Annotated in this window: 16 protein-coding genes; all 16 read right to left on the bottom strand. The window is 39.3% G+C overall.

All coding sequences use genetic code 11. From position 1 onward, the window contains the following. Positions 1 to 61: 61 nt before the first annotated feature. A complete protein-coding gene (locus MKY88_RS04295; RefSeq protein WP_328205488.1) occupies positions 62 to 2,659 on the bottom strand; it encodes a VWA domain-containing protein in 2,598 nt (865 codons plus the stop codon). Then, positions 2,643 to 4,388 (bottom strand): vWA domain-containing protein, encoded by a 1,746-nt coding sequence (locus MKY88_RS04290; protein ID WP_340813048.1) that lies wholly within the window; start codon positions 4,386 to 4,388, stop codon positions 2,643 to 2,645. Before MKY88_RS04290 ends, MKY88_RS04295 begins: the two co-directional genes overlap by 17 nt. 11 nt (positions 4,389 to 4,399) lie before the next feature. Then, positions 4,400 to 5,275 (bottom strand): DUF58 domain-containing protein, encoded by an 876-nt coding sequence (locus tag MKY88_RS04285; RefSeq protein WP_328205490.1) that lies wholly within the window; start codon positions 5,273 to 5,275, stop codon positions 4,400 to 4,402. Next, positions 5,272 to 6,267: an AAA family ATPase gene (locus tag MKY88_RS04280; RefSeq protein ID WP_069480204.1), complete on the bottom strand. Its 996-nt coding sequence runs from the start codon at positions 6,265 to 6,267 to the stop codon at positions 5,272 to 5,274. Before MKY88_RS04280 ends, MKY88_RS04285 begins: the two co-directional genes overlap by 4 nt. A gap of 11 nt (positions 6,268 to 6,278) precedes the next feature. Further along, positions 6,279 to 7,688 carry a hypothetical protein gene (locus MKY88_RS04275; RefSeq protein ID WP_340813047.1) on the bottom strand — a complete coding sequence of 470 codons (1,410 nt, stop codon included), beginning with the start codon at positions 7,686 to 7,688 and terminating at the stop codon, positions 6,279 to 6,281. A gap of 12 nt (positions 7,689 to 7,700) precedes the next feature. Next, entirely contained in the window at positions 7,701 to 8,546 is an 846-nt protein-coding gene (locus tag MKY88_RS04270) for an ABC transporter permease (protein ID WP_069480202.1), read from the bottom strand. Then, entirely contained in the window at positions 8,543 to 9,478 is a 936-nt protein-coding gene (locus tag MKY88_RS04265; RefSeq protein WP_036123563.1) for an ABC transporter ATP-binding protein, read from the bottom strand. The genes MKY88_RS04270 and MKY88_RS04265 overlap by 4 nt, the downstream gene beginning before the upstream one ends. Then, a complete protein-coding gene (locus tag MKY88_RS04260; protein WP_340813046.1) occupies positions 9,478 to 11,871 on the bottom strand; it encodes a hypothetical protein in 2,394 nt (797 codons plus the stop codon). Before MKY88_RS04260 ends, MKY88_RS04265 begins: the two co-directional genes overlap by 1 nt. A gap of 166 nt (positions 11,872 to 12,037) precedes the next feature. Beyond that, a complete protein-coding gene (locus MKY88_RS04255; protein ID WP_328205520.1) occupies positions 12,038 to 12,925 on the bottom strand; it encodes a LysR family transcriptional regulator in 888 nt (295 codons plus the stop codon). Positions 12,926 to 12,994: 69 nt separating this feature from the next. Beyond that, positions 12,995 to 13,435 carry a cyclic-di-AMP-binding protein CbpB gene (gene cbpB / locus MKY88_RS04250; protein ID WP_008174114.1) on the bottom strand — a complete coding sequence of 147 codons (441 nt, stop codon included), beginning with the start codon at positions 13,433 to 13,435 and terminating at the stop codon, positions 12,995 to 12,997. A 194-nt stretch (positions 13,436 to 13,629) separates the two neighbouring features. After that, complete coding sequence (locus MKY88_RS04245) at positions 13,630 to 13,869, bottom strand: hypothetical protein (protein ID WP_036123559.1); 240 nt, start codon at positions 13,867 to 13,869, stop codon at positions 13,630 to 13,632. Positions 13,870 to 13,932: 63 nt separating this feature from the next. Beyond that, positions 13,933 to 14,700 carry a 2,4-dienoyl-CoA reductase gene (fadH, locus tag MKY88_RS04240; protein WP_008174119.1) on the bottom strand — a complete coding sequence of 256 codons (768 nt, stop codon included), beginning with the start codon at positions 14,698 to 14,700 and terminating at the stop codon, positions 13,933 to 13,935. A 153-nt stretch (positions 14,701 to 14,853) separates the two neighbouring features. Beyond that, positions 14,854 to 16,038 carry an iron-containing alcohol dehydrogenase gene (locus tag MKY88_RS04235; RefSeq protein WP_328205496.1) on the bottom strand — a complete coding sequence of 395 codons (1,185 nt, stop codon included), beginning with the start codon at positions 16,036 to 16,038 and terminating at the stop codon, positions 14,854 to 14,856. A 16-nt stretch (positions 16,039 to 16,054) separates the two neighbouring features. Further along, positions 16,055 to 16,816, bottom strand: coding sequence for a 3-hydroxybutyrate dehydrogenase (locus MKY88_RS04230; RefSeq protein ID WP_340813045.1), 762 nt, complete (start codon positions 16,814 to 16,816; stop codon positions 16,055 to 16,057). A 12-nt stretch (positions 16,817 to 16,828) separates the two neighbouring features. Beyond that, positions 16,829 to 18,145: a GntP family permease gene (locus MKY88_RS04225; RefSeq protein WP_340813044.1), complete on the bottom strand. Its 1,317-nt coding sequence runs from the start codon at positions 18,143 to 18,145 to the stop codon at positions 16,829 to 16,831. 65 nt (positions 18,146 to 18,210) lie between these two features. After that, positions 18,211 to 19,731, bottom strand: coding sequence for a CoA-acylating methylmalonate-semialdehyde dehydrogenase (locus MKY88_RS04220; RefSeq protein ID WP_340814799.1), 1,521 nt, complete (start codon positions 19,729 to 19,731; stop codon positions 18,211 to 18,213). Positions 19,732 to 19,738: the final 7 nt, after the last annotated feature.

Genomic DNA, 19,738 nt, shown 5'->3' with positions numbered 1-19,738 from the left:
CTCTCCATGTATATACAAAAAGCAGTGCGAAATAATTCGCACTGCTTTCATCTAAATTAAATTATTGACGTTTTTTCATACCCTTTAATAATTGTGCCACATTCGTGTCTTCTGCCTGTACGGAGTGATTCTCTACAAGTTGCTCCTTTTTCTTCGGCTTCGTTAGGAAATTCCAGCCAAAGCGTCTTATTGTAATATCAATAAAGAATAAGAGCATACCTACAAGGAGAAGCCATGTCGCAATGTTTTGACGATCCGCCCCTTGCTTTATAAAGTCACGGAACACTTCTTGTGGTTCTTTTAAAACAGCACCACCAGTTTGTTCGGTTAATTCTTCTATTAATTTATCATTAGCAGGAAGAAGTTCATACTCAGCACTATAGGGAACACTTAATCCTGCCTGATAAATCGTTTCCTTTTCATCAGCGATACGGAAGAAGATTAATCCCGGCTCAGCTTGTACTACAGCTCGCACCTGAGAAGCTGATATAGTTTCAAGCTGTGTGTCTAGCTCTTCACCCGCTTCATTAACCGCAACAATATCTAAAAATGCTGCTTCATTTGTAGGATCTGTAATCATAAAGGATCCATCTGATTCTACTCTTACATCATAGGCAACATCATTATAACTTGGGAGCATTTGTGAAATAAGCGTTTGCCAAAATGTGCCCCAGTCCTGCCATCTTGCCCAGTCGCCTGCCCACTTTCCTGTTGAATCAGAAGTAAACGCAAATGTTTTGCCAAGACCATATTGCCATTGTGCTAACACCGGATCTTCCTTTTCGCTTTCAGCCACGACGGTAGCACCCTGCTTTGCAGTTGTTCCGATATAAGCATTCATTTGTGGAACGCCATTGGCAAATAGCGTATTCCATCCCCCAGCATTATAGAGTATTGGATAGAATGGATTATCCTCAATGTACGTACGAGAAATCATAGCTGTTTCACGAGATAAAATGGAAGGAATAGTTTGCTCATCGATAACATTGTAGAAGCGTCCGCTTCCCATCTCACTCAGAGCTTCCAATAAGTTAGCATCCGCATCTTGACCAATAGCCACTGTCGATAAGGTTATTCCGTTATCTTTTCCTTGTTCAATTAAATCTTCATAATTTCCTGGCTGTGATTGTCCATCCGTTAAAAGAATAATATGCTTACGTTGCAGTTTTATATCTGCTAGGTTTTCATATGCTTTTGCAAGTGAACCATAGATTTCTGTTCCGCCTCCTGGTGTAACAGATAAAATGGTATCCACTGCCTCTTCTTTATTGTTCAAAGGTCCAGTCTCTATAATTTCCCAAGGGCGATCATCAAATGCTATAAATCCTAATGTGTCTTCATCACGAAGCATTTCAACTGAACGTGCTGCCGCTTCCTTTGCAAGTTCTAGCTTGGATCCTGACATACTGCCAGAGCGATCTAGTACAATAACAAGTCCTAGTGAAGGTAATTGTTCTTTCCCCTTAATCTCCATTTCAACAGGTAGTAATGTTTCGATTGGCGTTTTAAAATAACCACCTAAACCAAAGCTATTTTCTCCACCGACCATTGCAAAACCAACACCAAAGTTTTTGACTGCTTGCTCTATCACACTCATTTTCGCCTCACCGACTAAATGTCCTGGTACATTATCAAAAATAATGGCATTATATTGCAAATAACTGGAGAGCTCATTTGGTAAACTTTCAGGTGACTTTACATCATAGGCTATTGATTGCTGGCCAAGTGCCGCCGCGATAGGTGAAGCTGTCTCATAGCCATTCACAATAAGTAAATGTGGTTCGCTTTGTACCATTGTGACACTTGTTAATTTATTGTTTTCAAATATTGCGTCTTGTCCTACTTGAACAACGGCTTCATATTTCACCAGCCCTTCACCAGTCGCCGCGTGTTTATAGGTAAACATATTCGTTCCTTCGGCTAGCTCAACTGCCTCACGATAAATTAGTTCATCATTTTCATATAATAATAGCTCGCCTTGACCAGCTGAAGTTGCATGCACTTCTGTTATCAGTTGTTGCTGTTCACCTACATAGGCCACTTGTGGAGACACAAAGCTTTTTAATGAAACATCATTCACAACAGGTTGACTGAAAGGCACAACATCTACACTAATATTGGAGCCTTTAAACTTCGTGGCGAAATCTAAAGCATTTCCCTTTGTCTCATTGCCATCTGTTATAAGCACAAAGCGTGTTGCTTTTTTCGGATCTATAATACCTGTTGCAAGTTGCAGACTTTGTTCTATATTCGTTTGATCAGTAGCCTTTATTTCCGTAAACTTTGGTACTTCCTTTAATGTTTTAGTCATAATGGCTTCTGTTTGTAATGTTGATGAGAAAGAATACAGCCCTGCAAGCTGTTCATCTTTTTTCGATTGTAAACTTTCCTGTATAAACTGTACCATCTCATCTTCAGTCCCATTCATGGAAGCTGAGCGGTCAACTAGATACACAATTTGTTCTTCTTTTATAGGTAATAAAAGATACGGCCCTGCCAATGCAAAAACTAAACAGCCTACCGCTATCATGCGAATTATAAGTACGATAGCAGGACTCTTTTTTAGTCGCTGTCGTTCTCGCCAATAGGTCCAACCAAAATAGATGAGCAATGGAAGTAATAGCAACAATACTAATGGCATATCAATTCGTAAATCCACGACGTCGTTGCACCTCCCACTCTGAAACAAGTAAAACTAAAATAATAAGAATTAGCCAAGGAACAAAAGAAGCCTTCGAAATCTCAGCCTTTCCGTTATCAGAAATATCCCCTAATGTATAGCTTGTTCCTTGTTCAATGACACGTTCTTGTGCCTGTAATTGTACAATAAAATGTTTTTCTTCATTATTAGAACGCACAAAATAGATGCCTGGTTTTTTTGGCGCAGTTAGCATACCATCCGTAACCAATGATAGAAATTCATCTTCTTGTGAATATACACTCCAGTCTTCCTGCGCTAAAGCTACTACTCTTTGTTCATTTGGTGTGAAAATACCGAGTGAACCAATGGATTCTGATAACTGCTGTTCAGTACTCCATAAGAATAACGGGAAGGATGGATGTAGTGGCCAATCCGTATCTGCAATATCTGCTAAGACGACGATATCACCTTTAGGAGAGCGCTGTATAAAAGGCTGTTCTCCAACAGTAGCGATAGTTTGATAATTTGCAAATCCAGGATACAAGGCGCTAACATAAACATCCTTTAGCTCGCTAAAAGCAAATAAAGCATCACTTTTAGTACTTACTATGCCACTTACCTCTACTTTTTCGGCATCATCACGGCCAAATAACACAAGAGGTTTATCCATCTTTTCCAGCAATTCAGCTTGATTAGTGATCACCGTAGCCTCCTGATTGTCTACTACTTGTAAAGGCGGAACGATTTTCACACCAGTACTTACAGATTGAAACCCTTTTTGAATCATTTGATGCATGCCCTGATCAACCACAATTTTTGAAGTAGCTGTTTGTAGTAAGACGGTTTGTTGATTATCTACTGCATAATCATCTTGCGTATCAATAATCGCTGTCATTGATTTTTCTAAAGGTAATTCCTTGAAGGTTTTCGTTATTGCTTCCTTTGGAGGCACAGCGATATTCTCAGCTATCAACTCTTTACCCTCTGCATTTTGTAATGCTAGTGTGACCTTTTGCTCAATGTCTGTATCATTATGAAGCTGCACAAGCGCCATTGTTGCCTGTCCATCTGTTGTTGCAGCAAATCTAGTAATAGCAATATTTGTTAAGTCTTTCGCAGCACCTCTTACTAGCCATTTAACGGAGTCCTTGTTCATAGGTAGTTGTTTTTTATCTAGTGTATCTGTAAATACATAGATTGAAGTCGGTGTATCTCCAACAAATGCTTGAGCCACATCAAGCGCCTTATCCATTTCTGCCGTTTCATAGGTTACTTGTAAGTCTTTAATACCTTTTTCGATATCTTTAACATTTGTCTCTTGCTGTAAAATCGCTTTTGGTGCTGAACCAGTCGTAATTAACGTGACCGGTCTCCCATCTAATTCATCTATAAGCGTCAGCATTTCCTGTTTATGTGTATCAAAGGTAGATTGCCCTTTACCAGCTAACATTGTTGCAGAAGTATCAACAATAAATATAGTTTGCTCACCAACAATCGTTGATTTTTTCATATAGGGATTCATAAGTGCCAGCACAAGGAAAAGTAATGCTAGTAACTGTAAATAAAGTAGGGCGTTCTTTTGCAAATGCTTTAAATAAGGAGATACTCGTGTTTCCTGCATAATCTCAGACCAGAAAAGTGTTGAAGAAACCGTCTGATCTGTATATTTTTTTCGAAAGAAATAATAGAGTAGGACAATGACCGGGATGATGGCCGTCCAGCTAAATATAATTTGACTAAAGCCCAATACGGCTCACCTCACCTAATCCAATGTGCTTTTAATAATTGCTGAAAGATTGCCTGTTGCAAACCATCTTCCACCTTCAATTGTAATTTCCGAATGCCGAAACGACGGCAAATGGCTTCAAACTCTTCTTCATGTAATAAACGTCTTGCATGATAGGTTTCTAGAACTTTAGTGGACATTGTCACATTGACTTCCTTACCTGTTTCACGATCAAGAAGACGAACATCCCCCGAATAGTTTGGTGATAGCTCTTCCTGCGTCACAATTTGTAAAATACGGACATCACCAGCATAGCGTGGTAGCCTTTTTAAAAGTTGCTCCCATTCCACGATTGACTCCAGTCCATCTGTCACAATAAATAACACTGTACTATCCTTTGGTAAAGCTTTTAAGGCACCCTGTGCAAAAGGATTCGAATAACTCGCTTCCTCTATATCTGTCACTATTTGTAAAAATGCTCGGCGATACATGGCGCCCTTCCGACGAAACGGTGGCTTTGCTTCATCCTGTAAAAATGAAAAAGATAAACGATCGTCTCGTCCAAGGACCATTAAACCAAGGGATGCCACAATTTGACGAGCAAAAATCCACTTTGCATCTGTTCCCATAGATTTTGTGGTATCGAGTAGAATGTGTACGCGCATTTCTTGTTCATCTAAAAATCTTTTAATAAAGTATTTATCCGTTCTGGCAAAGACGTTCCAATCCACTTGTCGTACATCATCACCTAAATGATATTCTCGAAAATCCGAAAAATCGAGGGAAGCCCCAAAGCGCTGTGAACGATGCGAGCCTTTATGCTGCCCGCGTAGTTTGGAGGCAGTCGCTATTTGAAAACGACTGATTTTCGCTAACCAGTCTTCGGGCAATAAGTAGTTGGCTGTCACTTGCTAACACCTTGCTGAACTTTTTCTAAAATAACATCAATGACATCATCTGCTGTCTTTCCTGAAGCCTCCCCTTCATAGTTCAACAGCATCCGATGACGTAATACAGGCTTAGCAACAGATTTAATATCCGCTACTGAAACGTGGAACCGACCATTCATCAACGCTCTAGCTTTAGCCAATTTTATTAAACTTTGCAAACCACGAGGTCCACTGCCATACATTGCATATTGCTTGACCTCGTCCAGAGCATCGGCTCTTTCTGGGTGCGTTGCCACTACTAAATCAGTTGCAAATTCCAGCATTTCATCGGCAACCAGCACTTCTTTCACCATTTGCTGTGCTTCTATTAGAGCCTCAGTATTCATCAGTTTTTGTAAGCCAATTTCCTGAGCACCTGTTGTTCGTTTCATAATTTCCATTAGTTCATTTTTTTCCGGATAGGGGACAAGAATTTTACAAAGGAAACGGTCCATCTGTGCTTCCGGTAACGGATATGTCCCTTCCATTTCAATAGGATTTTGCGTTGCTAACACGAAAAATGGTCTCGCCATTTTTTTTGTATCTCCCAAAATCGTTACCGTTTTTTCTCCCATTGCCTCTAACAAAGCACTTTGAGTCTTCGGTGTAGCACGATTTATCTCATCTGCTAACACCATCTGACTAAAGATCGGACCAGGCTGAAACGTAAATTGTTGCTTACCATCTGGGGTACGTTCAATCATACTTGTCCCAGTTATATCAGCTGGCATAAGATCTGGTGTGAATTGTATACGTGAAAACGACAAGTCAAGAACTTCAGAAATTGTACGGATTAACATCGTCTTCCCTAAACCTGGTAAACCTTCTAATAATGCATGACCATCTGCTAGTACAGCATATAAAGTATAATCAATCGCATCCTCTTGCCCTACGATAAAGCGATGGATTTCATCTTTTACTTGTTGTAATTTTGTACTCATTTCTACATACTGTTGCTCTGTAAATGCCATTTCATTTCCTCCTACTGCGACTCAATTGACGTGAAATAAGATTGCACGACATTTTGTAAATCCTTCGGTAATTGTAAACGCTCTGAGCTTTCTAAATAGCTTTCTTTATAGGAGCCAATTACTTCTTCATACGGTCGAATGGTGCCCTTTGTTATCGGACCATTCCCCTGTTGCTCAGAGACATTGGAACCATCTCCCAATGCGCCCCCATCCACGGATGTCTCGTTTGACCCACCAAGCCGATTCGGTGTCGTCAATAAATCGCGACCACCTTGACCTCTGCCTGCGCCTTGACCCTGTCCTTGGCCTTGACCTTGACCTTGACCTTGGCCTTGACCCTGTCCTTGGCCTTGGCCTTGACCTTGACCCTGTCCTTGGCCTTGATTATTACCATTTTGTTGTTGGGAACCACTTTGAGCATTATTTTGACCAGACTGGCTCGCCTGCCCTTGCTGATTGCTTGGCTGGGAATTCCCGGATGACTGCTGACTACCTTGTTGTTGGTTATTATTTTGATTGTTAGTGCCAGCATTATTAGCACTAGCAATCGCATTTTGTAAGGAATTACTTGCTGGTTTACCAAGTTTACTCATAGCTGTTTGTGTGGCATTTGCATTTTGTGTGAGATTTTGCTGCATTTGAGCAAGTTCCTTCAATTGTTCAACTTCTGCTTTCGATAAGCCTTGTTCGTCGGTAACACCGTCTTGACTTGCCGTTTGCTTATCCTTTAGTTGCTGCTCCTTAAGAGCAAGTTCTTTTTGCTTCTTCACCACTTCGCGCAGTGCTTCTTCAGCTGTTTCTGCTTCCTTAAGCGTGTTCTGAAGCTCTTGCAATTGCTCTTTCACTTCTTTTGTCTGTGCTTTTTTCTCTAGCTCTGCAACTTCCTTCTTCATATCGTCGATTACAGCTTGCTCTTTTTCAACTTCTATCGCTTCAATTTGAGTCGCCGCTGGGAACATATAAAGGATTGCTAGGACGACAGCAGTGCCAAATAGTCCAATAAACGCCTTTGGTCGAAACAAATTTTTCTTCCGAGCCTTAAAGCTTATGAAAGCCTGTTCAACATTTTGTATCGCCTTTAATAATAATGCTTGAACAAGTGGGTCCTGATCGTTTTTCAATGATAAAGCTGTAACCAACTCATTATGTGAAAAATAATGATCCAATGTATGCATAGCTTCTTTCTCTTTGACACGTCTCCACCAGATATAAACTATCGTTGCAATCATAAGCATAACAAAGACAGTCAACGCAATTTGGCGATAATAGGGCCAGACAAATAATCTTGAAATAAGAACGAGAGAAGCACTCGAAAGCAATGCCAAAAACAGACCATATTGTGCAATAGGGATGCTTTTTTCAAGTGTTAAACTCGACTTTGCACGCTGAATATATTTTCGTAATTGCTTACGCCGCTCCATAATAATTCCTCCTCATCGGTTACTTTTCATGTTGGCACGTAATTTTTTTATCGCAATTGTTAAACAAAGTACAATAATCAATACATAAGCGATTAAATAAGTAATCCACACAGGTAGTTCCACTCCTGAAAGCTCAGCTAACGCATTGCCCATCTCAGGTGAAATCAGCGTCAGCATTAGGGCACCCGGATTAATTGAAGCCCAAAAATAAGTCATAAAGGAGGTACTTGCGCCAACAGCATTACCCATTTGATGGAAAGCCATTGTTAAAAAGAAGAAGAATGCTGTAATCCCGCCTAAAAAGATAATAGACCCATATGTGGCAATCATGGCAACAATCGTTTTTTTCGTAATCGTTGAAAACATGACACCAATACTACCTATTGCTACAACAGTAACTAAATAGAATAAAAATATAGAAACAAGCTGGGAAGGTGAAACCCCACCAAATAGGAACACTAAACTATATAATGGTAATCCTGCTACGAGCATTAAAACTAGAAATGACACTGATGATAATAATTTTCCAATGACAATTTGTGTGGAGCTTTGTGTCGTTGTTAGCAAAATATTTAAGGTTTGTTTTTCACGCTCACTACTGATAGCTCCTGCTGTTAAGCTTGGTGTAATGAATAGAACTAATGCCATTTGTAAAATCGTTAATACAGCAAACATCATAAAACTTGTTTCTGGTCTAAAGAATCCTTTGCCAGTGAATTCAGTCGTAAGCAATAAAAAGCCTGCAATGAAAATACAAAGTACCGCTAAATAAAACATTAATCCTGAGAAGCTTTTAAAAGAACGGAATCGTAACTTTAACTCTTTCACAAATACTGGATTATAAAATCTTTCCATCATTGACTGTCCGCTCCCTTCGTAATCGCCATAAAGACATCCTCTAAATCTTTTTCTTCCTCACTTAACGCGTAAATTGGTAAATCGGCAAGGATGGCCTTTTTCAGTAATGCTACCTGCTCCGCATCTGTTCCACGATAATTAAAGGCTATTTCTAGACGATGCTCAAGGACATCAATAGACGAAATATGGGGATCTTCTTCTAAATAAGCACGTACTTCGTTAATACGATCTGTTACTTTCATTACAATACGCTTTTCTCCCTGTAGCTGCGCCTGAATGGCTGCGACATTTCCATGTGCAATTAATTTGCCATTATCAATAACGCCAATTTCATCACACATTTCAGCAAGCTCAGGCAAAATATGAGAAGAAATTAAAATGGTTTTACCCATGGACTTTAAATTCCGTAAAATATCTCGCATTTCCACACGAGCGCGAGGGTCTAATCCTGATGCTGGTTCATCTAAAATCAATACTTTAGGATCATGGATAAGTGCACGGGCAAGACATAAACGTTGCTTCATCCCACGCGATAATAAATCTACGTATTCATAACGTTTGCTCGTTAAATTTACAAGTTCTAAAAGCTGCGGAATCAGCACTTGGCGTTCTGCCAGTTGTATACCATAGCTAGCCCCATAAAAATCTAAATATTCATCTACTTTTAGCTGATCATAGACACCAAAGAAATCAGGCATATAACCGATTTGCTTGCGTACTTCTTTCGGTTCCTTGACGACACTTTTACCGTTTATCAACGCATCACCCGATGTCGGTGACAATAATGTCGCTAAAATAGAAAATGTTGTTGATTTACCTGCTCCATTAGCACCAACAAAGCCAAACACGATGCCTTCTTCTAAGGACAAATTTAAATGATCCAATGCCGTAAAGGAGCCATATCTTTTCGTTAAGTCACGAATTTCAATCATTATTTTGCCACTCCCTTCAGCTCTATTTCAGGTAATTTCGTTTGTTCACCAGTTGGATCTGGACCATATTTAATTTCAAGTCGAACTTCACTATCTTGATTAATATAATTTTTAATGTTATCTGTAAATACTTGCTTTGTATCAACTAATGGTTCATACATATTCGTCGCATTATTCCATATCGACAGCTGCATACGCTTAATATCCTTATTAGAAATAGTTAGTTCATTAAGTGATTCCACAGCGTCTATAAATTGATCAGGCATTGCCATTGTTAATTCGTATAAACCATCAGATAGATACCAGTTATTTAATTCCTCATCAATTTTATCGAAGTATCCACTCGCCGATAGTGAGTTTAATGAGTACGTGAAATTATTACGTTTCATTGTAAATGGTCCTGATAGTTCCACTTTCCCTTTAAACGGTTGAACAAGCATTGTAATTGGAGACATATTTGCACTTGTTTCAAGTTCAGCACCTACAATCGCTTGATCTGTCCATGCTGTAAGTATTGGCTGTCTATCATTCTCTACAAGTGGCAATGCTAATGTTTTCATTCTTTCAACACGCATTGGATCTACCTCATCCTTCTGTGATGGGTAACTATAATTATAATTATTAAAAACAGATGGCTTTTGAAGTACCGTTGTCTTCATTTCCTTGTCTACTTGTAAAGTTCCATTTGCTTTAATATCACCCAGTTTTACTTCCTTCACACCAGAAATTAAAGTGACGTCTTTTAATTCAAATGGGAAATTATTTTTTATTGTTCCAGTCAGCTTCTCATTTTTCAACGTTATATCAACATCCATTTTGCCAATATTTTGAGCAGATGTTTTCCCTCCAAATGATTGAACAGACCAATAATTTAAATCACGTAATGTTAACGTTGAACCGTTGGCATTTTCTTTAATATAAGAAGATTCATGTAAATCACCCACTGTACCGGTGAAATTATTATAATTTCTCATCGCAACAGCAGTTGTGTTTTTATCCGTATTGACGACAAAATCCCCGCTACGATTTGTTAAGATTGATTCAACATAATACCCATTCAAACTACTATCCTCATTGACCTTATAAAATGCGGATTGTTGTACTTGTGGCTGAACAATCCGATCTTTTGCTCCAACAATGAAAAGACCAATAGAAAGAATGATCGAGAACACTGGAATAATCCACCATGCATGCTCACGTTTGTCTACCTTTTTCAGGACAAAATAAAGAACTGGGCCAATGATGATAATATAAAGAATAATGACGATAAGCATATAGCTTACTGAAACTTCAAAGGACGGGAATAATTCATTTATGTTACGAAGCTCATAAGAAATTTGATCGAGTGGGGATTGTCCCTGACTCATCATTCCTTGCTGTGAAATACTTTGAATATCAATCAGTTTTGCTAGAAGGGCTGCATAGCCATCCATTGATGCGAGCGGCTGATCTCCTAAAGAAAAGGCCGTTTGAATGATTTCGCCACTGCCAACTTTTTTCTTTGAGGCTAGTACTATATTATTCTCCGTTAATACTGGTAAACTTCCTTCATGATTAGTAGCTGTATGAATCGAAATAGGCTGCGTAAAAATACCACCGCCCGATAATTTTGTTAATGTTTCTGCAGAGATAGCTGTCATCTCTTGTGATAATGACATTGGTAAATATTCTTTAAGTACCCCTGCTGTGGCATCTACTTGATCAGTAGCACCTAAAAGTAATGTACCCCCATCTTGTACCCATTTCAGCAATGCCTCTTGTTGTTTTTGTGCCAAATCGGCTATTGCTACTTCATCTACGACGATGACGTTTGCCATGGCAAGTCCTTGTTCATCCTCTGGGAATGTATAATCCTTTAATTGATTAATATTAAATATTTCCACATTGTTTTGAGGAACAAATGAGGATAAACGTAATAGTGCTGATAGTCGATCACTTTTATCTGTTAATGTATAGACAAATGTTGATGTAGGATCTAAAAAATTAGATTGTAGGCGCTTGGTCCCCTTATAGGCAATCTTTTTCCCCTTTTCAATATTCCCTTCATAAAAGGCAAATAAATCTGCGTCCGAATATCCATTGTCAGCTAAACCATCTAGATAGAAGGTAAATGTCTTCTCTTCTCCTGCTGCTATATCAATTGGAACGACAAGTGCGGATGCTGCTTCATAAGAATTGGAAGAATTTATTGCCATATCTCCTGAAAAATCTGCACCGTTATTTTTCACTGTCACTTGTAATGGCACAACTGATTGATATTTAGCTTTCCCTGAAATACCAGCTGTTGCTTTGACCTCTAATGGTGCAGCAGCTTGTGCCTGTGTAGAAGGCAGCAGAAAGCTCATCATCAGCATAACTAATAAGGTCAGTGCCGTAATTTTTGTCTTTTTCAAAAGCTCAACCCCTTTTTATGTAAGTAGATGGTTACATAATTATACGATTTAAATTGCATTTTGTTCCATTTCTTATGATATCTTCATCAATATTCATAAACTCTTAAGAAATCACTGAGCCAAAACGAAAAGGCAATCCCCTGATAGACTGGAATTGCCTTATTTTTTATTTTGTATAGTCAAACAAACAACGAGCATGGTCTTGCACTACTTCTACAAATGCTTCTACCTGTCGCAATTCAAAAGATGATTCATAGCCAATGAGCCATGTATCGCGTGTAATCCCAAATTCCTTTTCATCGTTTGTTAAAGGTATTTTATGAATTTCATCATGATCATTTAATGTAATGGACGGTAGTATAGCATAGCCTATTCCATTTAAAGCCATCTGTTTACATATTTCAATTTGATCTACTAAAATTTGTTTTCTTGGATTTGAGGCAAAGTGCTGCTGCCACCATTGTTGAATTTCCTGATAATAGTTCGAGTCACTTTTGTATTGAATAAATGGACGATCTGTCGTCAGCACATCTTCAATTGTCTTTACCTCTTTATCCACCAAATAAAGGGTGTCTCTGAAAAGGTGAATCTTTTCCCCTTTCCAATCTACCTGACCTCGTACAATTCCAATATGTGCCTCGCCCTCATAAAGTGCTTTCACAATTTCAGAACTCCAGCCCGTCATAAGAGATATTTTTGCATCGGGATATTTAGATACAAATTCCTTCAGGATTTTAGGCAACCAGTTTTGACCAACAATGGACGCACAGGCAATTTTCAAGGTACCATTTACCTTTGTTGTTAAGGATTGAATCGTTTCAAATATTTCTTCCTTTTTGGCTAGCATTTCCTTTGCATAAGCAATAACCTGTTCACCAGCAGGTGTTGCTGTTAAACCTTTTTGTGAACGAATAAATAATTGTGCATCCCAGTCCTTTTCAATGGTTTGTAAACGTTGAGAAAGGGCTGGTTGGGATAGAAATAAACGTTCAGCTGCTTTTCGCATATTGCGTTCCTCAGCTAAAATTTTTAAAATCTCTGCCTCTGTTGCCATCAATCTGTAAACCTCCAATTACAAGCAAAGAGGGCCTCATGACTTTCATATGAGCTCCCTCTTAAACTACTACTCTTTTTGATAAATATATTTTTTCAATTGCTTTAAAATAACACGTCTTGTTAATATCCCTGCAAAAGTACCATCTTCGTCCACTACACATAAAAATGCGTGGTTAATGACTAAATCCAAAGCACGCTGAAATGTATCTGACAACTTTAATACAGCGATCTCTTTTTCCATAATAGAGTCAACTTTAATATCAGGAAGCTTTTCATACTCAATATGCTCGAGTCCTAGAATCGATTCCGTTATCATTTTCATGCTCAGTAAACCTTGAAGTCGATATTTCAAATCTAATACAGGTATGGATGAATATCCTGTTCGCGTTAGTACAAGTAGTGCGTGTTCAGCACTATTGCCACTTTGTACATGCGCAACTTTTTCAGAGGAAATGATAAAATCACTAATTGGCATTGCTAATAAGTCTTTGCTGTTAGTTGAAATCATGAACTTCTTCTCCTTTTCTGTCCTGGCTGTGCAGAACAGTCCTTCCCTTTCATCATATCACAACTTTTCTATGTCTGACCATGATCAGGACGGGAAGAGTTTTTCAGGAATAACGAATTTTTTGGAGCCATTCAACAAAAACTAAGTACACCCTCAATCAGTTCAGTATTTCACTGATTGAGGATGAGTCATTTCTAATAGCCAACCTTACTCCAGTAATAAAAAATCATAATCCCTAAAAAAAGTAAAAATATTCCGTATACCCATACGATCGGATTGAGCATCGTTGCATACTCTTCGACCGTTTCTGAAATCGGCGTATCCTTTTCAGACTCCCGTTCAGAAGTCATCTTTGCAATTTTCAACGTGGATACAAACGAAATAACAGAAATAATTACGATGGCAATTAGAGCTGGTATTAACCACATACCCATTGTCAAAACTCCTTTCTTTACCCTTAGTATGCGTCAATCCAGCTCTTCATTATGCAAACATTTTTAGAATGGATATTGATTGAGCCACTGACCACCATCTAGTGTCACACATTCTCCATTCATATAGCTTGCCTTATTAGACATCATAAATGTAGCTAAATCAGCTATTTCCTCAGGTGTACCCGTACGTCCTAGTGGTACAGAATCCAGTGTACGCGCAGCAGCTGCTTCAGATTCCCAAAGCTTATCAGCACCACCTGTTCGTTCAATCGGCCCTGGTGCTATCGCATTAACGCGAATACCATACTGTTTCCCCCATTCTACTGCTAATGTTCTCGTCAATGATAATACTCCCGCTTTTGCTGCAGCTGAATGGACCACCCCAGCTCCTGCATTCCAAGCATAAGTAGCAACCATATTCAAAATAGAGCCCTTAATATTGTTTTTAATCCAATATTTACCGACTGCTGAAGAACAGAAGAACGTACCATTTAACACGATATCTACTACCGCCTTCCAACCATTAGGTGTTAAATCCTCAGCATGTACAATGAAATTACCAGCTGCGTTATTAACAAGACCATCAACCTGTCCAAATTTTTCAACAGCAAATGCTAGCATCGCCTCAGCATGTTCTGGTACCCGTACATCCATTTGGAAAGTTTCAATCGTTGAACCAGCCTCTGCAATAAACTTTTTTGCCTCTGCTAAACGTTCTTCGTTGCGCCCTGTTATGACAACATTTGCACCTTCAGCAACAAATTGCTTCGCCATATAAAGACCCATCCCACTTGATCCACCTGTAATTATAATTGTCTTCCCCTGCAACATTCCATTTCCCCCTTTGTTAAAAATGAATCGTTATTCATTAAAATTTTACTATATTTTCTCGAATATGTCATATTAATTCTGCCAATTGCTTTTTATATTTTCTATAAAAATATAAAAGAGCCATCCACATGAATGAATAGCTCGGAAATTTTTTTAGAATTCATAAGTATAAGCTGTATGATATAACTCCATTAGTTCCTCTTTTGTTGGTATCTTTGGATTATTGCTAGGACTACCACTTGCAATTGCGTCTTCAGCCATTTTAGGGATGGCCTTATAATACGCTCCTTCCTCTATCCCCCACTGTTTTAAATTTCCAATATTCATTCGTTTACACATTTCCTTAATGGAAGAAATCGCTAACTGAGCAAGGTCCTCTTGTGATAGTGTTCCATTCTTTTCATGAAAGAACTGGCCTAAAACTGCTAACCGATCTATACAAGCTTCTTTAGAAAATTCTAAAACCGCTGGTAAAAGCATCGCATTGGAAATACCATGGGGTACGTGGAATAACGCACCTATTGGACGAGACATTCCATGTACTAATGCAACCGAGGCATTAGAAAAAGATAGACCTGCCTGCATGGAACCTAATGACATAGCTTCTCTCGCATCTACATCATCCCCTTGCTCATAAACTCTCAAAATATTATGGACGATTAAATCCATGGCAGAAAGAGCAAGTACATTTGAATATGGATGGGCTAAACGGGACAAATAACTTTCAATGGCATGGCTTAAGGCATCAATCCCTGTAGCTGCAGTAATCGCAGGTGGTGATGTAATCGTTAAAATAGGATCAACAATGGCAACCGTTGGCATAAAGGCAGGCTGCTTAATCATCATTTTGACTTCACTCTTTGTATTGGTAATAACAGTGGCATCTGTTGCCTCTGAACCTGTTCCAGCTGTCGTTGGAATAGCAATATGTGGAATTGGCACTTGCTCTGCCACTTTTGCCATTTTCATATAATCTCCTATGTAGCCACCGTTCGTAGCCACCACTACAATTGCCTTTGCTGTGTCAATACAGCTTCCACCTCCAACAGAAATGATAACATCACAACCTTCCTGCTGAAGAAGATGTAGCCCTTCCTCCACATACGTGTCATCCGGTTCAGTTACTACTCCTAAGTATTGAACCGCTTCTATTCCATATGTGTTTAACAAGCTTCTACATTGCTTCACAAAGCCTAAGCTGTCCATAATTGGATCGCTAATAATAAGAGCTTTAGTGCCGAGTTTTTTCGCATACTCGCCCACCTCTTCAAAGGAATCACGCCCATACACAATCGTTCCAGGTGAATGAACGGTAAAGTTTGTTTTTGTTTGAATCATCTTTTTCCCTCCTACACTATTGAGCTGTATAGCCACCATCTAAAAGAATAGCTTGACCCGTTAATCCTTTAGCTATATCACTCGCCAAATATAATGCAAGCCCTGTAACTTCCGATACATCCAGTAAGCGTTTTTGAGGTACAAGTGGATAGAGCACCTCTTCAAGTACTTCTTCTACTTGAATTCCTCTAGTTTTCGCTAAATCTTTAAATTGATGGCGCACTAGTTCGGTATCAACATATCCTGGACAAATCGCATTTACCGTAATTCCATCCTTTGCTACTTCCAGCGCAGCTACCTTCGTTAAACCAATGACTCCATGCTTTGCCGCATTGTAACCTGCCTTTCCTGCAAATCCAATCACACCATTAATGGAGGCCATATTGATAATACGACCAAATTGATTTTTCTTCATATGAGGTAATACATATTTCATCGCAATAAATGGTACAACGACCATTACTTTTTGCATGTCTTCAAAAATTTCCGTCTTAAAGTCTTCAATAAGGGAGACATGTTGAAATCCTGCATTATTAATTAAAATATCTAACGTTGTAAAGCGATCGATTGTCCATTCAATTGCCTCTCGTATGGCTTCTTCATCTGTCACATCACATGTATAAGCCATTAAGGAAGGATTGTTTTCAACAGCCTCTTTTAAAAGCTGTTCATTTTTATCCGTAATTACGACATTGGCTCCTTGCTCGGTAAATGCTTGTGCCATGGAAAGACCAATACCACGGGCTGCTCCTGTAATGAACACTGTTTTTCCTTGCATACAACATTCCTCCTACATCCCTATTGAAAATAATATAATGGCAATTATTGTACCGATGGTTGGAATAATAACCGTCAACGCTCCAAATGGCATATAGGCGTCCTTATGCTTTTCATTACAGACTGAATTAATGGTAGTGACAACATAACCACCATGTGGCAAAGAATCAAGTGATCCTGATGCAATGGCAATTGTCCGATGCAGTGCCTCTGTATCTACCCCCATGTCAATATAGTGAGGTGCAAGCAAAGGCATCGCAATTGTTTGACCACCCGATGCTGAACCTGTTAAACCTGCTATGACAGCAATTGCTAGAGCTCCCCCAATTAATGGACTGCCAGGAATATTTGTCATGACATCTACCGTAGCTAAAAAGGATGGCGTTGCTTTTACGACACCACCAAACCCTACTACAGCCGCTGTATTAGCAATGGCAATAATGGCACCCATTGCTCCCGCTGCTAATGTCGTTCCAACGGATTTGGCATACTTGTAACTCACTAAATAGGCGACAATACAACCACTTGTCAAAGCGACAATTAAAGCAGAAGTTCCAAGCGAATTATGGAAAGCAAAAGAAATCACTAAAACGACTAGTAATGGTATTAGACTAAGAAGTGGGCTAGGAAGCTTCCGCGTTTCATCAATTACTGGATCTGTTGAGCGTTCAATAAATATTTCCCCATTGTTCACAGCTCGTTTAATCATCCAATTCAGCCAAAGTGAACCACCAACAGCCATAAAAATAGCGACAACAATACTAACTTGCCAACCTGCATAGGGTGTCGTTCCAAGGTATTGAATTGGAATCCAATTTTGAATTTCAGGTGAGCCAGCTGACGTCATCGTAAAAGTGACCGAGCCTAGACCAAGTGCAGCGGGGATAAAGCGTCGTGGAAAGTTCGCTTGTTTGAATAAACTGATGGCCATCGGATAAACAGAAAATGCAACGATAAAAACAGAAACACCCCCATATGTGAGGACCGCTGCGGCTAATACAACCGCATATGTTGCATATTTCACCCCGATTTTTTCAACAATCCATTTAGAAACACTATCAGCTGCTCCCGTATCCTCCATAACTTTCCCAAAAATAGCACCTGCCATAAACATTAAATACCAAGAACCAACGAAACCAGTAAATCCATCCATATAGCTCGTTAGAAAATTAGCTTGATTTTCATTAGCGGTTTGTGGAAAAAACGCAAGACCATTAGTTAAAGCAGCTAACAGTGAAGTTAACGGTGCTGAAATAAGTAAATTAACGCCTCTCATTGTTAAATACACTAATAATGCTAAACTACCAAAAAGACCAATGTACGCCAACATGTACACCCCACCTATCCCCATTTTTTGGAAAAAGAGCTGTATATCGCTACAGCTCTTTGTTGGTACTAATCGTTATTGCTTGGGAATGCAAATGTTGATGCAGTGGATGTATCACTTACCATCCAGCGTTCTGAAACGGTCTTTGTCTTTGTAAAAAATCGCGCCTGATCTGGACCAAACATATGCCCTTCACCAAAACGAGACCCTTTAAAACCAGCAAAATTATGGTAGCCTACTGGAATAGGAATTGGTACATTCACTCCTACCATGCCGACGTCTATTTCTGTTGTGAATTTACGAGCAGCTAATCCATCATTTGTAAAGATAGTGACACCATTTCCTAGCTCATGCTTATTAATTAGATCAATAGCCTCCTCCAGAGATTCTATGCGCACAACATTACGAACAGGTCCAAATACTTCTTGCTCATAAATTTCCATACCTGGCTTTACATGATCTAATAGTGTAGGACCTACATAGAAACCTTTTGACTCTTTAACAATATCCAACTCACGACCATCACAAATAATGGACGCTCCCTCAGATTCTCCACGATTAATGGCAGCGAGTATTGCTTCTTTTGATTGTTGAGAAATAACTGGACCAAAATCTGAATCTGGATTTGTATATGGACCTACCTTTAGATTAGTAATTTTCCCTTTTAAAATTGACACTAGACGATCAGCAGTATTTTTGCCTACAGTCATAATTGTGGATATCGCCATACAACGCTGAGATGCTGCCCCATAGGCTGCCCCTATAAAGGCGTTTGCAACTTGTTCAAGATCTGCATCTGGCATGACAACCATATTGTTTTTTCCACCGCCAAGTGCCGTTACACGTTTTCCATGCTTAGAACCGGTTTCATAAATATACTTGGCCACTGGTGTTGAGCCCACAAATGAAATCGCTTGCACAGTTGGATTCTCTAAAAGTTCATTGACTGCATCTTTATCACCATTCACCACTGTCCAAATTCCATCTGGTAAGCCCGCTTTTTTCCATAGCTCACTAACATATAAAGCAGTCATTGGTACACGTTCAGATGCTTTTAAAATCACAGCATTTCCTACCGCAATGGCCATACTCGTTTGAGCTAAAGGCACCATGATTGGGAAGTTAAAGGGTGAAATAGCCGCTACCACACCTAGTGGATATTTTGCTGAATAAGCGTTTATTTGACCGCCAACATTAACAGAGTATTCCCCTTTCATGAGATGTGGGGCACCGATGGCTAAATCTACAGATTCAAGACCTCGTGTAATTTCTCCTTTGGCATCTTCCAACGTTTTTCCGCTTTCCTTACAAATAATTTGTAGTAGCTCCTCCATATTTTCTGTCATAAGATTGCGGAACTTTAAGACGATTTCTGCACGTTTAGCCACAGATGTATCACGCCATAATGGAAAGGCTGCTTGAGCCTGCTCGATTGCTTCTTTTGTCTCCTCTACTGTTGCAAGTGGCACTTTAGCAATGACATCACCCGTAGTTGGATTGTATACAGAGCCAAATCTGCCACTTCTCCCTTCAACTAACTGTCCACCAATAAAATGCGTTAATGTTTTAACCTCTTGAGCTATCGTCATCATCATT

It is taken from the genome of Lysinibacillus sp. FSL R7-0073 (genome assembly GCF_038009065.1).
Lineage (GTDB): Bacteria > Bacillota > Bacilli > Bacillales_A > Planococcaceae > Lysinibacillus > Lysinibacillus fusiformis.
The sequence above is the reverse complement of the archived record's forward strand: the minus strand, read 5'-3'. Positions and strand labels throughout refer to the sequence as shown.

Excerpts from the sequence above, each read along its gene's own strand:
- MKY88_RS04220 (WP_340814799.1), bottom strand. The coding sequence starts at position 19,731 with ATGACGATAGCTCAAGAGGTTAAAACATTAACGCATTTTATTGGTGGA.
- fadH (WP_008174119.1), bottom strand. The coding sequence starts at position 14,700 with ATGTTGCAGGGGAAGACAATTATAATTACAGGTGGATCAAGTGGGATG.
- cbpB (WP_008174114.1), bottom strand. The coding sequence starts at position 13,435 with ATGATTTCAACTAACAGCAAAGACTTATTAGCAATGCCAATTAGTGAT.
- MKY88_RS04230 (WP_340813045.1), bottom strand. The coding sequence starts at position 16,816 with ATGCAAGGAAAAACAGTGTTCATTACAGGAGCAGCCCGTGGTATTGGT.
- MKY88_RS04280 (WP_069480204.1), bottom strand. The coding sequence starts at position 6,267 with ATGGCATTTACAGAGCAACAGTATGTAGAAATGAGTACAAAATTACAA.
- MKY88_RS04255 (WP_328205520.1), bottom strand. The coding sequence starts at position 12,925 with ATGGCAACAGAGGCAGAGATTTTAAAAATTTTAGCTGAGGAACGCAAT.
- MKY88_RS04265 (WP_036123563.1), bottom strand. The coding sequence starts at position 9,478 with ATGATTGAAATTCGTGACTTAACGAAAAGATATGGCTCCTTTACGGCA.
- MKY88_RS04270 (WP_069480202.1), bottom strand. The coding sequence starts at position 8,546 with ATGATGGAAAGATTTTATAATCCAGTATTTGTGAAAGAGTTAAAGTTA.
- MKY88_RS04245 (WP_036123559.1), bottom strand. The coding sequence starts at position 13,869 with ATGGGTATGTGGTTAATACCAGCTCTAATTGCCATCGTAATTATTTCT.
- MKY88_RS04225 (WP_340813044.1), bottom strand. The coding sequence starts at position 18,145 with ATGTTGGCGTACATTGGTCTTTTTGGTAGTTTAGCATTATTAGTGTAT.
- MKY88_RS04275 (WP_340813047.1), bottom strand. The coding sequence starts at position 7,688 with ATGGAGCGGCGTAAGCAATTACGAAAATATATTCAGCGTGCAAAGTCG.
- MKY88_RS04235 (WP_328205496.1), bottom strand. The coding sequence starts at position 16,038 with ATGATTCAAACAAAAACAAACTTTACCGTTCATTCACCTGGAACGATT.